11 protein-coding genes are annotated in these 17,415 nt (G+C 71.3%); 5 read left to right on the top strand and 6 right to left on the bottom strand.

Going from position 1 to position 17,415, the window contains the following annotated elements; genetic code table 11:
• Positions 1–101: 101 nt before the first annotated feature.
• Entirely contained in the window at positions 102–2,759 is a 2,658-nt protein-coding gene (locus tag ACSRUE_RS26290; RefSeq protein ID WP_441285983.1) for a helicase HerA-like domain-containing protein, read from the top strand.
• Positions 2,760–2,925: 166 nt separating this feature from the next.
• Positions 2,926–3,768, top strand: coding sequence for an NAD(+) diphosphatase (gene nudC / locus ACSRUE_RS26285; protein ID WP_441285982.1), 843 nt, complete (start codon positions 2,926–2,928; stop codon positions 3,766–3,768).
• A gap of 7 nt (positions 3,769–3,775) precedes the next feature.
• Here nudC and ACSRUE_RS26280 read toward each other — a convergent pair whose 3' ends face one another.
• From ACSRUE_RS26280 to ACSRUE_RS26270, 3 genes are all read right to left on the bottom strand, one after another.
• Positions 3,776–5,236, bottom strand: coding sequence for an MATE family efflux transporter (locus ACSRUE_RS26280; protein ID WP_441285981.1), 1,461 nt, complete (start codon positions 5,234–5,236; stop codon positions 3,776–3,778).
• 68 nt (positions 5,237–5,304) lie between these two features.
• Positions 5,305–7,866, bottom strand: a complete 2,562-nt coding sequence (locus ACSRUE_RS26275; protein ID WP_441285980.1) for a VWD domain-containing protein — start codon at positions 7,864–7,866, stop codon at positions 5,305–5,307.
• 193 nt (positions 7,867–8,059) lie between these two features.
• A complete protein-coding gene (locus tag ACSRUE_RS26270; RefSeq protein ID WP_441285979.1) occupies positions 8,060–9,157 on the bottom strand; it encodes a Nif3-like dinuclear metal center hexameric protein in 1,098 nt (365 codons plus the stop codon).
• A 413-nt stretch (positions 9,158–9,570) separates the two neighbouring features.
• On the opposite strand from ACSRUE_RS26270, the gene ACSRUE_RS26265 reads away from it, so the two are divergent.
• The 3 genes from ACSRUE_RS26265 (at position 9,571) to ACSRUE_RS26255 (ending at position 12,164) form a co-directional block, all read left to right on the top strand.
• Complete coding sequence (locus ACSRUE_RS26265; RefSeq protein ID WP_441285978.1) at positions 9,571–10,782, top strand: ferritin-like domain-containing protein; 1,212 nt, start codon at positions 9,571–9,573, stop codon at positions 10,780–10,782.
• A 122-nt stretch (positions 10,783–10,904) separates the two neighbouring features.
• On the top strand, positions 10,905–11,369 hold the full coding sequence (locus ACSRUE_RS26260) for a DUF3565 domain-containing protein (RefSeq protein WP_441285977.1): 465 nt from the start codon (positions 10,905–10,907) through the stop codon (positions 11,367–11,369).
• Between the two features lie 45 nt (positions 11,370–11,414).
• Positions 11,415–12,164 carry a hypothetical protein gene (locus ACSRUE_RS26255; protein ID WP_441285976.1) on the top strand — a complete coding sequence of 250 codons (750 nt, stop codon included), beginning with the start codon at positions 11,415–11,417 and terminating at the stop codon, positions 12,162–12,164.
• Positions 12,165–12,323: 159 nt separating this feature from the next.
• Here ACSRUE_RS26255 and lspA read toward each other — a convergent pair whose 3' ends face one another.
• The 3 genes from lspA to ACSRUE_RS26240 form a co-directional block, all read right to left on the bottom strand.
• On the bottom strand, positions 12,324–12,815 hold the full coding sequence (lspA, locus tag ACSRUE_RS26250; RefSeq protein ID WP_012237010.1) for a signal peptidase II: 492 nt from the start codon (positions 12,813–12,815) through the stop codon (positions 12,324–12,326).
• A gap of 1,342 nt (positions 12,816–14,157) precedes the next feature.
• The gene (locus ACSRUE_RS26245) at positions 14,158–15,543 is read right to left on the bottom strand and encodes a DUF1552 domain-containing protein (protein WP_441285975.1); all 1,386 of its coding nucleotides are present in this window, start codon (positions 15,541–15,543) and stop codon (positions 14,158–14,160) included.
• Positions 15,544–15,565: 22 nt separating this feature from the next.
• A complete protein-coding gene (locus ACSRUE_RS26240; RefSeq protein ID WP_441285974.1) occupies positions 15,566–17,248 on the bottom strand; it encodes a DUF1588 domain-containing protein in 1,683 nt (560 codons plus the stop codon).
• Between the last annotated feature and the right edge of the window lie 167 nt (positions 17,249–17,415).

Genomic DNA, 17,415 nt, shown 5'->3' with positions numbered 1-17,415 from the left:
CGTCGCGCGAACTTCATGCTGATTCGCTCGCGAGGCGGACGCCCTCCCCGCCCCCCTCCGGCATTGCGACAGCCCTCGCGCCATGGCACGAGCCCGCCCTCATGCCGACCCGCCCCTTCACCCTGGGCCGCTCCCGCCCGCTCTCGGGCGATCCCGGCGCCGCCGGCGCGCGCCCGTTCGAGCTCCCGGCGCACCACCTCGTGACCCACGGCGTGGTCGTCGGCATGACCGGCAGCGGCAAGACAGGGCTCGTCATGGTCCTCGTCGAGGAGGCGCTGCGCTCGGGCGTCCCGGTGCTCATGGTCGACGTGAAGGGCGACCTGCCCAACCTGCTCTTCACGTTCCCGGAGCTCTCGGCGGCCGAGTTCGAGCCGTGGATCGACCCCTCGGCGGCCGCGCGCGACGGCCGCTCCACGGCCGACGTCGCCGAGGGGCTCGCGGCGCGCTGGCGCGACGGCCTCGCCTCGTCGGGGCTCGGGCCGGGCGACGTCGCCGCGCTCCGCGCCCGCATGGCCCCGCGCCTGCTGACGCCGGGCACCACGGCGGGCGAGCCGGTCCACGTGCTGTCGTCGCTCGAGGCCCCCTCCTCGCTCTGGGACGAGGACGAGGAGGCCGCCCGCGAGGCGCTCTCGGCCTCGCTGTCGCTCCTGCTCCGGCTCGTCGGCCGCGACCCGGACCCGGCCCGGAGCCGCGAGCACGTGCTGCTCGCGCACCTCGCCGAGCGGCGGCTGCGCGCGCGCCGGGCCGCGGGGCTCGAGGAGCTGCTCGCGGACCTGGCCGATCCGCCGATCGCCGCCGTGGGCGCCCTCGGCGTCGACGAGTTCTTCGCCCCCAAGGAGCGCCAGGCGCTCGCCCGCGAGCTCAACACCCTGCTCGCCTCGCCCACGTTCGCCACCTGGCGCAAGGGCGCGCCGCTCGACGTCGCGGCGTGGCTCGCGCCGCAGGAAGGCAGCGGCGGCGGCAAGACCCCGGCGGTGATCGTCAGCGTCGCGCACCTCGACGACGACGAGCGGCTCCTCGTCCTCGGGCTGCTGTTCGATCAGCTGCTCTCGTGGGTGCGCGGCCTCTCAGGCACGAGCGACCTGCGCGCCCTGGTGGTCTTCGACGAGGTCTTCGGCTTCCTGCCCCCGCACCCGGCGAACCCGCCCACGAAGCGGCCGCTGCTCGCGCTCCTGAAGCAGGCGCGCGCCTTCGGGGTCGGCGTCGTCCTCGCCACGCAGAACCCGATGGACCTCGACTACAAGGCGCTCTCGAACGCCGGCGCGTGGTTCGTGGGCCGGCTCCAGACCGACGCCGACCGCGAGCGCGTCGTCGAGGGGCTCTCGGGCGCGGACGGCGGCGCCGGCGGGGTCGAGGCCGCGGCCCTGTCGGCCACGCTGAAGGCGCTCCCCCCGCGCACGTTCTTCGTGCGCGACGTCCACATGCAGCCGCCGTCGTTCCTCGCCGAGACGCGCTTCAGCCTGTCGTGGCTGCGTGGCCCGGTCACCCGGCGCGAGGTCGGCCGCCTCGTCCGGAGCATCTCCCCTCCCCCGCCCGCGCCCGATCCGACACGCGATTCTCTCGATTCCAGGTCTGTACATCCAGATCCCAGAGCAGATTCTCTGGATTCAAGGTCTAAACATCCGGATCCCAGAGTCGATTCTCTGGATTCAAGGTCTAAACATCCAGATCCCAGAGTCGATTCTCTCGATCCCAGGCCTGCATCTCCTGATCCGAGGTGCGCTTCGCCCGGTCCGGGGAGCCCCGCCCCGCGCGCGCCCGTGGGCCCGGGCGGGACGGTCGTGCTCGACCCGCGCCACACGCCCGCCGCCCCGCTGCCCGCGCGGCGCAGCGCGGCGGCTCGTGCGGACGCCGGCGCGCCCGCGCCCGCACCGCCGCCCCGGGCAGCGACGGCGCCCCCGCCGGCGCCCGATGGATGGCGGAGCCTCTACGCGCACGCCCCCGCCGCCGCGCCGGAGGGCTTCCGTTACATCCCCTGGGTTGCTGCCTCCGTGATCGCCCACCTGCGCGACGCGAAGCTCGGCGTCGCCCTCAACCGGAGCCAGCTCCTCGCCGCCCCGCTCCTGCCCGACGGCAAGCCGGATCTCTCGCGCGTCGCCCGGCTCGACGCCTCGCTGCTCGCCACATCGCCCGCCGCGGGCGCCCGCTTCGCCGAGCTGCCCGCCCCGCTCGCGAAGCGCGCCACCGCGCAGGCCGCGGCGCGCGCGCTCCGGGAGCACGCCTACCGCACGATCGACGCCGCCGTGGCCGTCCACAAGGAGCTCGGGCTCGCGCAGGACGACGGCGAGCCCCTCGAGGCGTTCGCCGCCCGCTGCCGCGCCGCCGCGGCCCGGCTCGCCGCCGCCGAGCAGCAGCAGGTCGTCGGCCGGTTCGCGCCCAAGATCGCGCGCCTCGGCGAGCGCATCGCCGCCGCGAAGGCGCGGTACGGCCAGGCCGAGGCCGAGGTGGCCGCGCTCCCCGGCGCGGTGGGCGCCGCGCTCCTCGGGCTCGTCGCCGGCCGGGACACCGCCCGGCGCGCCGGGACCCAGCGCGACAAGGCCGCCGCGAAGCTCGAGCGCGCGCGGCAGGAGTGGACCGAGGCGGACGCCGCGCTCCGCGACCTCCACGCCGCGCAGGCCGCCGAGCTCGCGGCGCTGGAGCAGCTCCCCCTCCGCGCCGGCGAGGGCATCGAGACGAAGCGCCTCGTCCCCAGGAAGAACGACGTCGAGGTCGCGTTCGTCGCGCTCGCCTGGGCCGCGACGCTCGCCGGCCCCGCGTGAGCCCGCGGCGCTTGAGCCGCGACGCGACGCCCATACCTCCTCCTTCCCGCGACGTCGCGGTATCGCCGCCTCCATCGAGACGCTAGGCTCCCCCGCATGCAGCCGATCGGCTCACCTGAGCGACGCCTCGACGGGGAGCCCGCGCGGCTCTGCCCCCGGTAACGCCATGCCGTCCTCCCGCTTCCGCGCCGGGCTCGGCCGTCCGAGCGCGGCGCCCGCCGAGATCGCGTGGTTCGCCTTCCACGGCGACGCTCTCCTCGTCCGCGCGCGCGAGTCCGAAGACGGCGGCGATCGCTTCGACCTCCCGATCGCGGCCGATCTCGCGGATCTCGGCGTCATCGTCACGCGCGCGCAGCCGCTCGGCGAGCTCGACGGGCGCGCCTGCCGCTCCGCCGAGCTCGCGCAGGGCGCGCCGACGCCGGCCGGGTATGCCTACGTCTCGCTGCGGCGCCTCCACGGGCGCATCGATCCGGAGCTGTTCGAGATCGCGGGCACGGCGTACCAGGTGCAGCACTGGGACAGGGCGCACCAGTACTGCGCGGCGTGCGGCGCCGCGCTCGAGACCGGGCAGGACGAGCGCGTGAAGCGCTGCGTCCGCTGCGCGAGCAACTACTTCCCCCGGATCACGCCGGCGACGATCGTGCTCGTCGAGGACGGCCCGCGCGTCCTGATGACGCGCCAGGCGCGGTTCCCTGCGGGCATGTACGGCCTCGTCGCCGGGTTCGTCGAGCCGGGCGAGACGCTGGAGACGTGCGTCGCGCGCGAGGTCCACGAGGAGACGGGCGTCGACGTCGCCGACATCGTCTATTTCGGCAGCCAGCCGTGGCCCTTCCCCCACCAGATCATGGTCGGCTTCACCGCGCGCTACGCCGGCGGCGAGCTGCGCGTCGACACGCGCGAGCTCGAGGACGCGCGCTGGTTCCACCGCGACGCGCTGCCGCTCCTGCCGCCGCCGCTCAGCATCGCCCGGAAGCTCATCGAGGCCTGGCTCGCGCGGCCGGCGCGCTAGCGGCGCCTCAGACGCGCCGCAGCTTCCACGCGCCGCGGCGGAACACGAGCCCGCCCGCCACGGCAAACGTCGAGAACGCCACCGCGATCGCGACGAACACGCCCGCCGGGCCGAGCCCCGCGGCGCCCGAGAGGCCCCAGGCGAGCGGGATCTCCCAGAGCCAGAAGCAGACGAAGTTCAGCAGCGTGGGCGTCCAGGTGTCGCCGGCGCCGTTGAACGCCTGCGTGAACACCAGGCCGAAGCCGTAGAAAAGGAACCCGCACGAGAGGATCCGCAGCGTCTGCGTGCCGAACCGGAGCACCTCGGCGTCGTCCGTGAACGCGCCGACGATGGCGCGGGCGCCCACCGCGAAGGCGACGCCCACCGCGCCGAGCATGACGGTGGTCCAGATGCCCGCGCGGTACACGGCGGCCTCGGCCCGCTCGGGGCGCCCCGCGCCAAGGTTCTGCCCGACCAGGGTCGCGGCGGCGTTCGAGAGCCCGAGCGCCGGCAGGATGGCGAACACGATGACGCGCATCCCGATCGTGTACCCGGCGAGCGCCGCGCTCCCGAAGGGCGCGATGAGGCGCACCAGGCCGCTCCAGCTCGCCATGCCGATGACGTTTTGCAGCGCGCCGTTCGCGAAGAGCCGGAGCAGCGCCGCGAGCGCCCCCGGGTCGGGGACGAGGTGCCGCGCTTGCACCCTCACCCGGCCGCTGCCGCGCGTGAGGAAGAAGACCTGCAGCGCGACGCCGGTCCCGCGGCCAAGGGTCGTCCCGACCGCCGCGCCGGCCACGCCGAGCTCCGGGAACGGGCCGAGGCCGAAGATGAGGCACGGGCCGAGCGCCATGTTCAGCGCGTTCGAGAGCCAGAGCACCCGCATCGACAGCGCCGCGTCGCCCGCCCCGCGGAAGATCGCGTTGATGACGAACAGCATCAGGATCGTCGCGTTGCCGAGCAGCATGATCGAGGCGAACGGCGCGCCGAGCGCGATCACCCCGGGCGTCGCCCCCATCGCCGCGAGCAGCCGCGGGGCGAGCAGCGCGCCGACCGCCGAGATGGGCAGCGAGATGAGCAGGCCGAGCACGATCGCCTGCCCCGCCATGGCGGCCGCGTCCTCGTGGCGCCCCTCGCCGACCCGCCGCGCGACCGTCGCGGACGCGGCGACCGCGAGGCCCATCGCGATGGCGTAGACGAGCGCGAGGAGCGACTCCGTGAGCCCGACGGCGGCGACGGCATCGGCCCCGAGGCGCGAGACCCAGAAGACGTCGACCACGACGAAGAGCGACTCCATGAGCATCTCCATGACCATCGGGATCGCGAGCAGGGCGATCGCCCGGTCGATGGAGCCGGCGGTGAAGTCGTGCTCGCCGCCGCGGACCGCGTCGCGGAGCGTGGACCAGACGCCCGCGCCGCGGCGCGAGCCGGGCGAGGGTGCAAGAGCGTCCGCGCGCAGGTCGGGGGCGGGTGGCGTGCCGTGGTCGCGCATGAGGGCCGGCAAGCTGATCGCTGCGGGCCGCTTCGTCCAGCGGCTTCGCTGGCCGCGCGCGGTTCACCTCACGGCCCGACGGGATTCACCGGTCCATAGAGCTCGAGTTCCGAGACGGAGTACGACGCGTCTCCGGAGGTCGCCCGGATCCTCGCGTAGCGAGCCTCGACCCTCCGCGGGAGCGCATAGGCCGGCCGCGTGCGCGTCCCGACACCCCCGAACGTGGGCACAGCCGCCAGCGGGACCCATGTCACCCCATCCGTGGACGACTCGACGAGGTACTCGTCGTTGTTGTCGGCCTGCACCACGACGCGAGCGAGGGAGTAGATCGCTCCCAGGTCCACCGCGAGCGACGTGCCCTCGGGGGTGACCACGGAATACATCGGATCATCCCAGGGCTGACCTTCCGGCGCGAACATCGTATCGGTGACGAACTGCAGATCTCCTCGCGGCGCTCCGTCCGCCGTGACGGGCCTCGCGGCCGCGAGGTTGACGAGCACCTCGAAGGTCGAGCTCGGAGGCTGGGCCGCCGCGACGCTGTCGGCATAGCTCGGATCACCGCTCAGCGCGACGTCGAGGGTGCACCACTCCAGGAGCGTGGGGTCCGTGACGCCCCGGTCGCTGCAGACCTGCCTCGCCGACGCGCGCTGGTCGTCCGGCACATCGCGGAGCAAAGCGGGCCGCTCGGGGAGCGTCCGATCCGTGAAGGTGTCGGTGCTCTCTCCCTCGGCATAGTCGAACAGAGACTCCTCCCGGGCGACCCTCCAGCTCTCGGCGAAGGAGGCATAGAGCTCCTGGAACGTCGGCGAGATCAGGACCGCGCCGGTCCGCGTGGCGACGTCGTCGGAGCCATCGTCGTTGAAGTTGCCGAACAACCCGCGAACCTGTCCTCGCCGTGATGGAGGGAGCAGGAGCCGAAGATCGAGGTGATCCGAGGCCACCGTGATCTCGGCCCGCTCGCCGTCGGCCGAAGGCCAGTTGAGCGTGTACTTGCTGCTCTCCAGGAGCACCTGGCCTCCACCGGCCAGGGTGAGGGCGGCGCCGTCCGCGAGGGCTGTCGCGGTTCCATTCAAATAGAGCGGAGGCGATCTCCCCGCATAGAGCGCGACGCGGTCGGCGCCCAGCGCGGTTGCCACGGCCGTGTTGACGGAGACGCGACGCGATGTGCCCAGAGATCCCTGGCGGGCTTGAACGGCGAGCGGTGCTCCCGAGGTGGATTCGAGGACGACGAACTCGCCGACCGCCTGAAAATCGTAGGCCAATCCATCGAACGTGACGATGTGGGGGTCACCCACATCGGAGGCGCCAGGCATCCCTCCGCTCGATCCTCCTGCCCCGCTGCCCGAGCCCGATCCGCTGCCGGCGCCACCTGCCCCGTCGCCGCCGGCGCCCCCTGCCCCACCGGCGGCACCTGCTCCGCCGCTGCCGCCTGCCCCGTCGCCGCCATCTCCCCCTGCCCCGCCGCTGCCGCCTGCATCGTCGCCGCCATCTCCCCCTGCCCCGCCGCTGCCGCCTGCACCGTCGCCGCCATCTCCCCCTGCCCCGCCGCCCCCACTTCCATCTCCCCCAGGGCACCAGCCCGCGTTGCGCTTCAGCTCGTCGAGCGCGACCGACTCCGTCCCATCCGGCTTGTAGAGATAGAACCCCCGGCCTTCGTTATCGTAGAGCTGCCAGTAGAACGCTGCAGCCAGCCGCCCACCCCGTGCGACGTTCAGCACATTGTTGATGCGACGTCGCACCTCGGCCTCTGGATATTCCAGCTCCGGCAGGCCGAACTCGGAGATGATGACCTGCCCGTTGCCGAGAGCCATCGGATCCGTCGGAAAGGTCGGCAAATCGGCCAGCTCCGGCACGAGTCGAATGAACGCGTTACGTTGCGCCACGTCGGCATAGAGAAAGTCGAGCGCCTGGGTCAAGGCCATCTGCGTCTGGGCGTCGTTCACCCCCTGCAGCATGGAGTCGTACGACGAGTAACTCACCATGTCCGGCCCGATGAACGGCAGGAGGTGCGACAGGCGCAGCTGCTCGCCGTTGCACTCGAGTCCCAGCGCCTCGCGCACGCGGTTGACCTCCACCGCGAAGTAGACGTTGACGTCCGACGCCACGGCGGCACGAGCCTGCGCGACCCCCTCCTGCTTCGCGCGAAACCACTCAATCGCCTTTTTCACGTCTGCCGCTGGCGGCTGGGGTAAGCAGCTCGCCTGAGCGCGGAGAAACAGCCAGTCGCCCTCCCAGTTCTTGATGATGAACGTCTTTTTCGTTCCGTTGTACTCTTCGAGGAGGTAGCGAGCGAGCTCGTAGTGCTGTCGCTTCTCGAGCTGCAGCACCGTCTCCGGCGTACCGGTGCTGGCTCCGTGGTACATGCTCTCGATGTACCTCCCCGGCCCGGTCATGGCGGAGACGCTCATCGCAACGAGGCTGAGGCTGGGGTCGCCGAGCGCGCGGGTGACGAAGGGCCGCTGCGCCGCCTCCAAGGGACTGCTGACCGAGAGCCACCTTTCGGAGTCGACGGTCCCTTCGTGGGTCGACTTGTCGGGACGGAGCGAGACGTGAATTGCCCGCGCGCCGAGCTGGCGAGCGCGACTCACCCCCTCGGTGAAGACGTTGACAGACTCATCGTGCCGGTACAATGCTCCCTGGTTGGCGAACCCGATGAGAGGCGCATCCGTGCATGAGCCGGGCTCAGGGGGAGACGACCCAGAACAAGCAGCGGGAGCGATCCCGGCGACGGCAAGCAGGAGTCTGAACACCGTACGCATATGCAAAATCCGCCTTCTTCACTCTGTCGGGTAACGATCCGACCAAGGTTAAGGTAGCCGCGCGTCAGCGGATCGAGAACGGATCCCGGTCTTGCGCGCTGAGCTCGACGCGCAGCGACGGCACCGCGGCGCGCAGGCGCTCGGCGAGGCGCTTCAGCGCGGCGCGCTCGCTGTTCGAGTGCAGCGCGCACACCACGGTGACACCCGCGCTCGCCGCGCGGAGGGCGTCGTGGTGGCGCAGCTCGCCGGTCAGGTAGAGCTCGGCGCCCTGCGCGATGGCGTCTTCGAGGAGCGCGCCGCCCGCGCCGGCGCACGTGGCCGCGCGGGAGACGGCGCGCTGCTCGGGGCCGGCCACGAGCAAGGCGTCGACCCCGAGGCCCTCCTTGATGCGGCCGAGCAGCTCGGAGACCGGCGCCGCGCCGGCGAGCGGCCCGATCCGCCCGATGCCGGCCCTGAGCGGCTCGGCGGCGAGCTCGACGAGGTCGAACGCCACCTCCTCGTAGGGGTGCGCTGCGCGCATCGCCTGCACGACCGCGGCGGTCCGGTCGCGGGGGAGGACCATCTCCAGCCGCACCTCGGCGACGCGCTCGAGCCGGCCCTTCTCGCCGACCGTGGGGCTCGCGCCCTCCTCCCCGAAGAACGTGCCCGTCCCCAGCGTGCGGAAGCTGCAGCGTGAATACCGGCCGATCCGGCCCGCGCCCGCCTCGGCGAGGGCGTCGGCTACCGCGTCGGCGTGATCCTCCGGGACGAAGACGACGAGCTTGTGCTGCCACGCCTTGGCTGGCGCCCGCCGGAGCGGCGCGCGGTCCGCCGAGATCCCGAGCGCGTCGGCGAGGACATCGTTGGTGCCGCCCTCCGCGACGTCGAGCGCGGTGTGGGGCGAGTACAGCGCGATGCCGTCGCGGATGGCCGCGAAGATCGGGCTCGGCGCGACCACGCGCTTCACGGCCTCGAAGAGGGGCGGATGGTAGGCGACGACGAGATCGCAGCCGAGATCGCGCGCCTCCCGGGCGACCTCGGGGGTGTAATCGATGGCGAGGAGCGCCGCCGACGAGGGCCGCGCCGGGTCGCCCGCGAGCAAGCCGACGTTGTCCCAGGACTCCGCGAACCGGAGCGGCGCGATCGACTCGAGCGCTGAAAGGACGTCTCGGAGGAGGGTCATGAGCGCCTCTATACCAGCAGCGACCGCGGTTCGGCGCAGCGGCGACGCGGCGACTGCGGAGCCGAGCTCCGCGCGACGGCGGCGCCGAGCGCAACCGGAGGCGCCGCGTCGCGCCGGGACCTGGGCGGCCGGCTCGACGCCAGGCGGGCGCAGCGCAGCGCGACGTCGACGCGCGCGCGGGTCACGCCGCCCGCGAGGGCTCGCCGCGGCGGCGGCGCAATCGATGCAGACCAGGCCTGTGCCATGCTGTGCCGGGCATCCCGCGCTGAGAGGCTGCGCCCGCGGATCCTGCGCTGGTATGGATGCTGCTGCTCTCTGGCACCATGGCCAGTCCCCCCTCTTCTCCGGCTCAATTTCGGTTCGCGCTCGCTCACCAGCTGACACGCGCGATCCTCGCCACCGCGACGCTCAACGTGGCAGTTGGAGGCGCCGCCTGCGGCGGCGACGTCACCCTGGAGCGCGCGTCGGGCGGAGGCGGTGGCCCCGCGTCGGGCGACGAGAGCTCGGGGGCGCGCGGAGGGATGGGCGGGAATGCCGGGCCAGGCGGCGATGCCGTCACGTCAATCCAGGCAGGCGGCGTCCAGTGGACCGAGGAAGGAACGCTCTGTGTCGCCCTGGGGACCTCGGGACAGGGAGGACAGGGCGGTGTCGGGGGAGCTGCCGGCGAAGGGGGGACTGCCGGCGACGGCGGCATCGGCGGCTCACCCGCGGGCACGTGCCCGACCTACGGCCCCTACAGCTCCTCCGTCCCGGGATCGGGGTCCGGTGCGCCCGCGGGGTGCTGGTATACAAGCCTCGGGGAAGGCGTCCTCCGAGGCAGCGAGTGCTGCTACGAGTTCATCGCGACCTGCGGCGGCTCAGGCCGTCCGTTCCTCGTGGGCGAGCGCGCGCGCACGGCGCGGGCAGAGCGGCGAGCGGCGAGCGCGTGGGGCGCCGCGGCGCCCCCGGACGTGGCGGCGCTGACGCCGTCGACCCGCGCCGCGCTGGCCGAGGCGTGGCTCCGCGACGCCTTGCTCGAGCACGCGTCGGTCGCCTCCTTCGCGCGGTTCGCGCTGGAGCTGATGGCGGTCGGGGCCCCCCCGGACATGCTCGCTGCCGCGCACGAGGCCGCGGGCGACGAGGTGCGGCACGCGGCGCTCTGCTTCGGCCTGGCGAGCGTGTACGCCGGCGCGGCGCTCGCGCCGGCGCCGTTCGCGTTCGGCGGGCGAGTCGAGGTCGCCTCGGGCCTGCCCGAGCTCGCGGCGCGCGCCGTCCGCGAGGGCTGCGTCGGCGAGACGCTCGCCGCCACGCAAGCCAGCGAGCAGCGCTCGCGCGCCACCGACGCCGCGGTCCGGAGCGCCCTTGCCACGATCGCCGAGGACGAGGCCCGGCACGCCGAGCTCGCGTGGCGCTTCGTGGCCTGGGCGCTCCAGACGGGCGGCGAGCCTGTGCGCCGGGCGGTCTCCGAGGCGTTCGAGGCGGCCCTCGCCTCGCCTCCTCCGGCCGCCACGGCGCCGGACGCCGAGGCCGACGCCCTCGCCGCCCACGGGCGCCCTGACGGCGCGGCGCTGGCCGCCTCCCACCGCCGCGCGGTCGCGGAGGTCATCGCGCCTGCGATGCGCGCGCTGCTGGGCGCGTGGTCCTAGCAAGGACGCGATCCGACGTGTTGTACCGGAAGGTGGACGATGCGCAGGCGCAGCTCGCTCCGGACACGCTGCACGCCGATCGAGTGGAAAAACATCCAGAAAACGGTCAATAGATCGAGACGATGCGTCGATCGATCACAGGCTACCACCAGGACGATGCGAACGATTGGGTGGCCGAGCTGAGCTGTGGACATGGCCAGCACGTCCGGCACAAGCCGCCGTTCTTTTCGCGCCCCTGGGTCGTCACGTCCGAGGGCCGCGCATCGATGCTCGGCACCGAGCTCGACTGCGTGCGCTGCGATCGGCTCGAGATGCCCGACGGGCTGGTCGCGTACAAGCGGACGGCCGAGTTCGACGAGGTCACGATCCCTTCCGGCCTGCGAAAGAACCATTCCACCAAGCCCGGCGTATGGGGGGTGATCCACGTGCTCTCGGGGCGGCTCCGCTACCGGATCGATGGGCTCGGCGGTCGAGAGCTCGCTCTCGATCCGGAGAGCCCAGGGATCGTCGTCCCCGAGGTGCTGCACCACGTCGACCCCGACGGCCCGGTGCGGTTCTTCGTGGAGTTTCGACGCAAGGGCGGGTAATCCGACCGCTGAATGGGACGGTCGCACCAGGCGTTCCGGGTCCTCATGAGCCGATCCTCCATCGCCCTGCTGGTCGCCGCCGTCATCGGGTGTAGCCCGCCTTCTCCCAGCCCGTCGGCGAGCGTCTCCGCGGCTCCTGCAGAGCCAGGCCGAGCTCCGGCGCCCGACGCGACCACGCCCCCGGCCGGCACCTCCGTCGTGGAAAGCCCGGCGCCCGCGGCAGCACCCCGGGTCGCCACGGACACCGCCGGCGGCTCCAAGGTGAGCCTCGACGATCCGCGGATCCAGAAGATCAGGGCCCGGTATCAGGACATCCAGGCCCGCAAGGACCTGACGCGAAGCGAGCTCCGCTTCGAGTGCGCCGGCGGCGAGGGGCGCGGCGAGCTCCGGTTGTACAAGGCGGACGGCGCGATCCAGAAGGCGGAGATCGCGGCCGCCGACGCGGGGCACGGCGAGTCGGCGTACCAGTTCTACTACGACCAGGGCCAGCTGGTCTTCGCGCTGCACGACGATGGATCCTGGGCCTTTGACGGGACGAGGGGTACGCCGGACAAGCCGGCGACGACGAGCAGCGTCACGCAGCGCCGGTACTATGTTCACGAAGGCGAGCCCGTGCTCTGCATCAAGAAGCACGCGAAAGGCCCCACGGAGAAGCTCGGCCCCTTGCTGGAGCAGGCGCCCAACGGGCCTGACGATTGCTCCAGGGCCAAGGAGACGCAGCAGATCGCCTCCGCCGCCCTCGCCGGCGCGAAGCCCAAGACCAGGGATGAGCTGAAGAGGCTGCTCTGCAACTGAGCCCAGCGGCGCGACCGGGCGGCGAGTCTTCTCGAGAGTTCTCAGACACCGGACCGGAAGACATGCGGCGCGCATGCTCTTCCTCCGGGTCTCGCCGCCGCTGGCCGAGCTGCTCGTGGAGCCGGCATGCTCGGGCGAGGCTGTCTCATGAGGCGAAGCTCAGGACACCTCGCGCGGCTCCTGGCGCGCGCGCCGGAACATCGCGATCCCGAGCAGGATCCCGCCCGCCACGATGGCGATGTCAGCGACGTTGAACACCGGCCAGCGGTGAAGGTGGATGAAGTCGATGACGTAGCCGCGGACGCCGCGATCGATCGCGTTCCCAATCGCGCCGGCGACGATGAGCGCGTACCCGGCCTGCTCGGTGACCGAAGCGCGGCGGCTGCTCCACCAGCCCAGGAGCACCACGCCGAGGACGATCATCGAGCACACCAGGAGGACCGCCACCTTCGCCGGCGACTGGATGCCCCGGAGCAGGCTGAAGGCCATGTCGCGGTTCTCGGCGTAGCGGAGATCGAGCACCCCCGGCACGATCGACAGGGGACCTCGCCGCTCGAGCGCGGCCTGCGCGACCGCCTTGGTGGCATGATCGCACCCCACCAGGGCCAGCGTGAACAGAATCAGGACCCAGCCCATCACACGTCGCGCCATGGCCGATGGAACACGGGGGCCCGGCGGTTTGTTCCCGGCCTCTCACGTAAGAGAGGACGGAATGGAGCCAGCGCCGTCCCGCCTGGAGCAAGCGGCAGGTGAGGACGCGGCTCGCGCTGGAGTCGATGGCTGCCAGGACCCCCGCGGACAGGCTCGCGGCCGCGCACGAGGCCACGGGCGACGAAGGTGCGCCGCGCCGCGCGCCGCTCCGGCCTGACGAGCGCGTACGCCGGCGCGGCGCTGGCCGCCTGTCACAGCCCCTTGGTCGCCGACGTCATCGCGCCTGCGCTGCGCGCGCTGCGGGGCACGTCGTACCTCGTCGGGAAGCGCGGGGCCATAGAGCATCGATCCGCCTGGAAACCAGAGAAAACCGCCGCCAAGACGCCACAAGTCGCCAAGAAAACACCAACCTTGGCGTATCATGGCGCCTTGGCGGCTCGAATTCTTGCTGCTTGCCCGCGCTTTCAACTCGCTTGCCGTTCCAGCACGCCCACAAAGATTGCACCAGAGCCCGACGCCCACTAGGATGAATCCTCATTCCACACTCTATTCTTCGAGACAACAGGAGCCATCATGCCCACTCTCATGCTTTTTGGACACGGAGCAGCTCAGGCCGGAACCAGCTTCGATTTTCGAAGGCCATCAGCAAACGCCTCGAAGATCTATTTCTGGGCTGCAGAAGGGAAGCCTTCGAAGGTATACGACGAGGCAATGAGTTCCATCATTGCGAACGCAGGCGCAATCCCAGTGGGGTGGTCCCAGGAGAAGTCCAGCAGAATCGGCGGAGCTCAGATAACTGAGCACCTGCTACAAGACCCAACACTACCTCCCAATCTGGTGCCCTGGCTCCCTGCAAACTTTGCCACCTTGGCCCATAACACCAACATACATCCACTCAATGGCATCGTGTACCATAGCCACCCAACAATCATAGCCAGCAACGTAATGGTCTTTCGACTCAACAACGGAGCAAATAGCGTGCGCCTATCGACCATCCTAAACAACGGAAATTTCAACAATAGGCCTCTCAACATCGCGTGGCTTGTCTGTCGCGTGTAACCGCCCGCAGGCGGCGGAGCGGCCTCGGCCCTTCGAACCATGGACACGTTGTTGATACAGCATCACTCTTGCAGGAGGGGAGCGGATCGCGCAAGGAACCTTGTATATCTCCTCCGACCGGAGTGTCCTCTGGTCGTCGTGGGGCCCGGAGGGTCCGGTAACCTGGGGCCGCGGCGCGGGGCCCACCTGGGCCGATGGGGCACGGGATCGCGGCTGTTGGTTCCCGGTTTCTCACTCAAGAGAGGACTGTTTGGAGCGAGCGCCGCCCCGCCTCGATCAGGCGTCAGGCGAGGAAGCCCGGCAGCGGTCCGCAGTTCGGCTCGATGCCGATGCCCGTCGCGGCGTGGCCGAGCGCGTTCATCACGGACGTGAGCAGCTTGTTCGAGCTCTGCGCGGTGGTGTTGTTGATGTACTGGCCCACGTTCACGCCCAGGTTCTTCCCGCCGATGACCAGGTACTGCATGTCCCGCGGGTTGTGGCTGTGGTTCGTGCCGCTCTCCACGCCCCAGAGCAGGATCGTGTTGTCGAGCATCGTGCCGCTGCCCTCGCGGATGCCCGCGAGCCGCTTCGCCAGGTACGCGATGTGGCTCGCCCAGAAACGATCGAACAGCATGAAGGCCTGGCGCGTGGTCATCGACTGACCACCGACGCTGACGCTGTCGTTCGTGCGGCTGACGTGCGCGACCACGTCGTGCCAGCTCTGGCCGAAGCCGAGGAGGCCCTCGTGGTGGCCGCCGGAGAAGCTGAAGTGGTAGTCCGCGACCCGCGTGCGATCGCACGTGAACGCGCTCACGATGATGTCGGCCTGGATCTGCGCCCAGCGCGTGATCGTCGTCGCGTTGTTGGTGCTGCCGTTGTAGCCGGAGGTGTCCGCGCGCTCGCACGCCGCGCCGGCCGGGACCGACGTGCCGCCGCCCATGCCCGCGATGCGCTTCTCGAGCTCGAACAGCGCTTCCACGTGGAGCTCCAGCTTCTGGCGCTCGGCCTGGCCGAGGAAGCGCTGGATGGTCCTGAGCTCGCGCGTGTTGATCTGGAGGATCCGCTGGTCGGCGCTGCGCTTCGCGGCCGCGACGGCGTCCGGCATACCGCCGGGCGTGGGCGTCGGCGCGGCGCCGTCGAAGGTGACGCCGCTGAAGATCGTGCTGAACGCGCGCGCGGGGTCGGCCGTGTGGGTCATGGGCTGACCGGGGCCGCTGTACGAGATGATATGGCGCTTGTCGGCGCCGCCGCGATCGGCGACGCACAGGTGGATGCTCGCGATCGGCGTGCCGCCGCGCAGGTCGGAGCTCTTGAGCAGGATCTGATCGAGCGAGGGACCGTTCGCGTGGTGTGAGCTCTCGTCGATGAAGCGCGCGCCCGTGAACAGCTGCGCCATGCCGGCCTCGTGGTGATTCCCGACCGTCCAGGCATGGTCGAGCCGGCGCAAGAACAGCATGTCTCTCTCGAGGCCGCGGAAATCGGCGAGCGGCTCCTGGAGCTGGAACGTCGACCCGCTGCCGGTCGGCCACCACTCGGGCGGGTGCGAGTCGGGCGTGAAGATCAGCACCAGCCGCTTGGGCACGACGGTCTGCGCCTCGACCTCGCGGTGGCGCAGCAGCGGACCGAGGAAGATCGCGCCGGCCGCCGTCCTCAGGATGTCTCGTCTGGATACGTCGAAGCGCCTGGGCATGTTCGATCCTCGATGGCCGTAGCTAGTCGCGCACGCGCTCCACCGTGCTCGGCGAAGACAGGAGCGCCACGAGCAGGTCGCGCAGCAGGCCGGTGCGATCCAGCGCCGCCGTGCCCTGCACGACCGGCGGAATACCGCGCGCAGCCTCGACCTGGCCGAAATAGAAGCGGAAGGCCTGCCGCGCCACGCACTCGCGGACCCAGGTGCTGCGCGACAGCGCCTCTCCCAGCCCCGCGGCGCTGTCGTACTCGCCGTCGACGTCGGTGTTGAGCAGCCGCCCCACCGCGTCGATCGGCTGCGGCGCGGCCATGGGCGCGGTGAGCGACGGGCTGCTGTACTGCTCGAGCGTCCGATAGCGGCCCGCGCCGTCGAAATTCTCGAGCATGAAGCCGACGTTGTCGATCAGCGCGTGGCAGCTCTTGCAGACCGCCTGCGCGTTGTGCGTCTCGTACAGCTCGCGCGTGGTCTTCGGGGTCATGCGCAGCTCGCTCTCCTCGATCGGCGGCGGCGTGAAGCTCTCGGGCAACGTGATGTGCTGGCACAGCAGCTGATCGCGGATGAACAGGCCGCGGAGCGTCGGGGACGTGAGGTACTGCTTGGCGGTCTTGGAGAGCACGGAGCCGAGGGAGAGCAGGCCGCTCCGCGCGGTGTCCGTCGCGCCCGAGGCGTCGCTGCGGTAAAACGCGGAGAGCGCTGGATCGGCCTCGGGTACAGGCGCCGTGAGCAGGCTCGCGATCGAGCCCTCCATGCCCCCGTTCGCGCGGAGGAAGCGCTGCGTCTCGGCGAACATCGCCCCCTTCACATCGGCGAAGCCGGGGAACACGTCCTCGAACTTCTCCACCTCGGCCTCGAACGTGTGCAACCGCAACCACTGGACGAGGAAGTGACCGAGCTGGTCGGCGGCGCCCGGCGTCGAGAGCAGCTGGTCGATGTGACCAGGAAGCAGCGCGGGATCGGCCAGCTCACCGCGATCGGCGGCGGCGACCAGCGTCGCAGAGGGCGGCTCGCCGAGCACGCTGTACGAAAGGAAGGTCGCGATCTCGTGGTCAGTCAGCCGGAACGCCGCTTTCGCCTCGTCGCTCGGCGCGCCGATCTCGGTCCGGTACAAGAAATAGGGCGAGCTCAGCACGCCCTTCAGCACCCAGCGGAATGGCAGCGCCGGATCCCCGGACTCGGCGGCGAGATCGAACACTTCGCCATAATTGGTCAGGTCCTCCGCCGTCGCGGGCCGCCGGAACGCCTTGCTGACCGCCGCGCGCACGAAGTCCGCCTTGCACGTCGCGTCGACCTTGCCGCACGGAATCAGCGCGCTGAGCTGCCGATCGCTGAGCGCGAGCACCGCGGCCTCGGCCTTGGCCGCGTACTGCTCGGCAAGGGTCACGCGGACGAGCCCGCTGGTGGACATGTTCGGATAGATGCCGTTGTCCGGCACGGGATCCATGTCCGAGACGTCGATCGACACGCCGAGCAAGCCCTGGACGGAGCGGCCGTACTCCTCCGGCGTGAGCAGCCATGTGCGGGCGCGCAACGCCGCGGAGGCGGGCGTGGGCGCCGCGTACGGCAAGCTCCCGTCGGCCTGAGGCGGGGGAACGTCGCTGCCGGTCTCGCCGCCGACCGCGCTCGAGGACAGGTCGCCGAGCTGCCCTGTGCAGGCGGGCGCCAGAGAACCCAAAACGAAGATCCAGCCAAACGATCGAAGATGCATATCGGATCTCCACATGGGTACACGGCACCGATCGAGACCGCTCCCGTCGAGGAGGCTGGAAGTCCAAACGCTGTCCGTACGTCAAACCGCCCGAAGCCGCCCATACAGCGTCATTGTTGCGCTGCAGTGGATGGCGAAGGTCCCGCTGCGGCCTCGCTCCCCTCGCC

Source organism: Sorangium sp. KYC3313 (assembly GCF_052075895.1).
In the GTDB taxonomy this organism is placed as follows: Bacteria; Myxococcota_A; Polyangia; order Polyangiales; family Polyangiaceae; genus Sorangium; species Sorangium cellulosum_B.
The sequence above is the reverse complement of the archived record's forward strand: the minus strand, read 5'-3'. Positions and strand labels throughout refer to the sequence as shown.

Coding starts and splice junctions, on each gene's coding strand:
- ACSRUE_RS26245 (WP_441285975.1), bottom strand. CDS start 15,543: ATGCCCAGGCGCTTCGACGTATCCAGACGAGACATCCTGAGGACGGCG.
- ACSRUE_RS26280 (WP_441285981.1), bottom strand. CDS start 5,236: ATGCGCGACCACGGCACGCCACCCGCCCCCGACCTGCGCGCGGACGCT.
- ACSRUE_RS26260 (WP_441285977.1), top strand. CDS start 10,905: ATGCGTCGATCGATCACAGGCTACCACCAGGACGATGCGAACGATTGG.
- nudC (WP_441285982.1), top strand. CDS start 2,926: ATGCCGTCCTCCCGCTTCCGCGCCGGGCTCGGCCGTCCGAGCGCGGCG.
- ACSRUE_RS26240 (WP_441285974.1), bottom strand. CDS start 17,248: ATGCATCTTCGATCGTTTGGCTGGATCTTCGTTTTGGGTTCTCTGGCG.
- lspA (WP_012237010.1), bottom strand. CDS start 12,815: ATGGCGCGACGTGTGATGGGCTGGGTCCTGATTCTGTTCACGCTGGCC.
- ACSRUE_RS26290 (WP_441285983.1), top strand. CDS start 102: ATGCCGACCCGCCCCTTCACCCTGGGCCGCTCCCGCCCGCTCTCGGGC.
- ACSRUE_RS26270 (WP_441285979.1), bottom strand. CDS start 9,157: ATGACCCTCCTCCGAGACGTCCTTTCAGCGCTCGAGTCGATCGCGCCG.
- ACSRUE_RS26255 (WP_441285976.1), top strand. CDS start 11,415: ATGAGCCGATCCTCCATCGCCCTGCTGGTCGCCGCCGTCATCGGGTGT.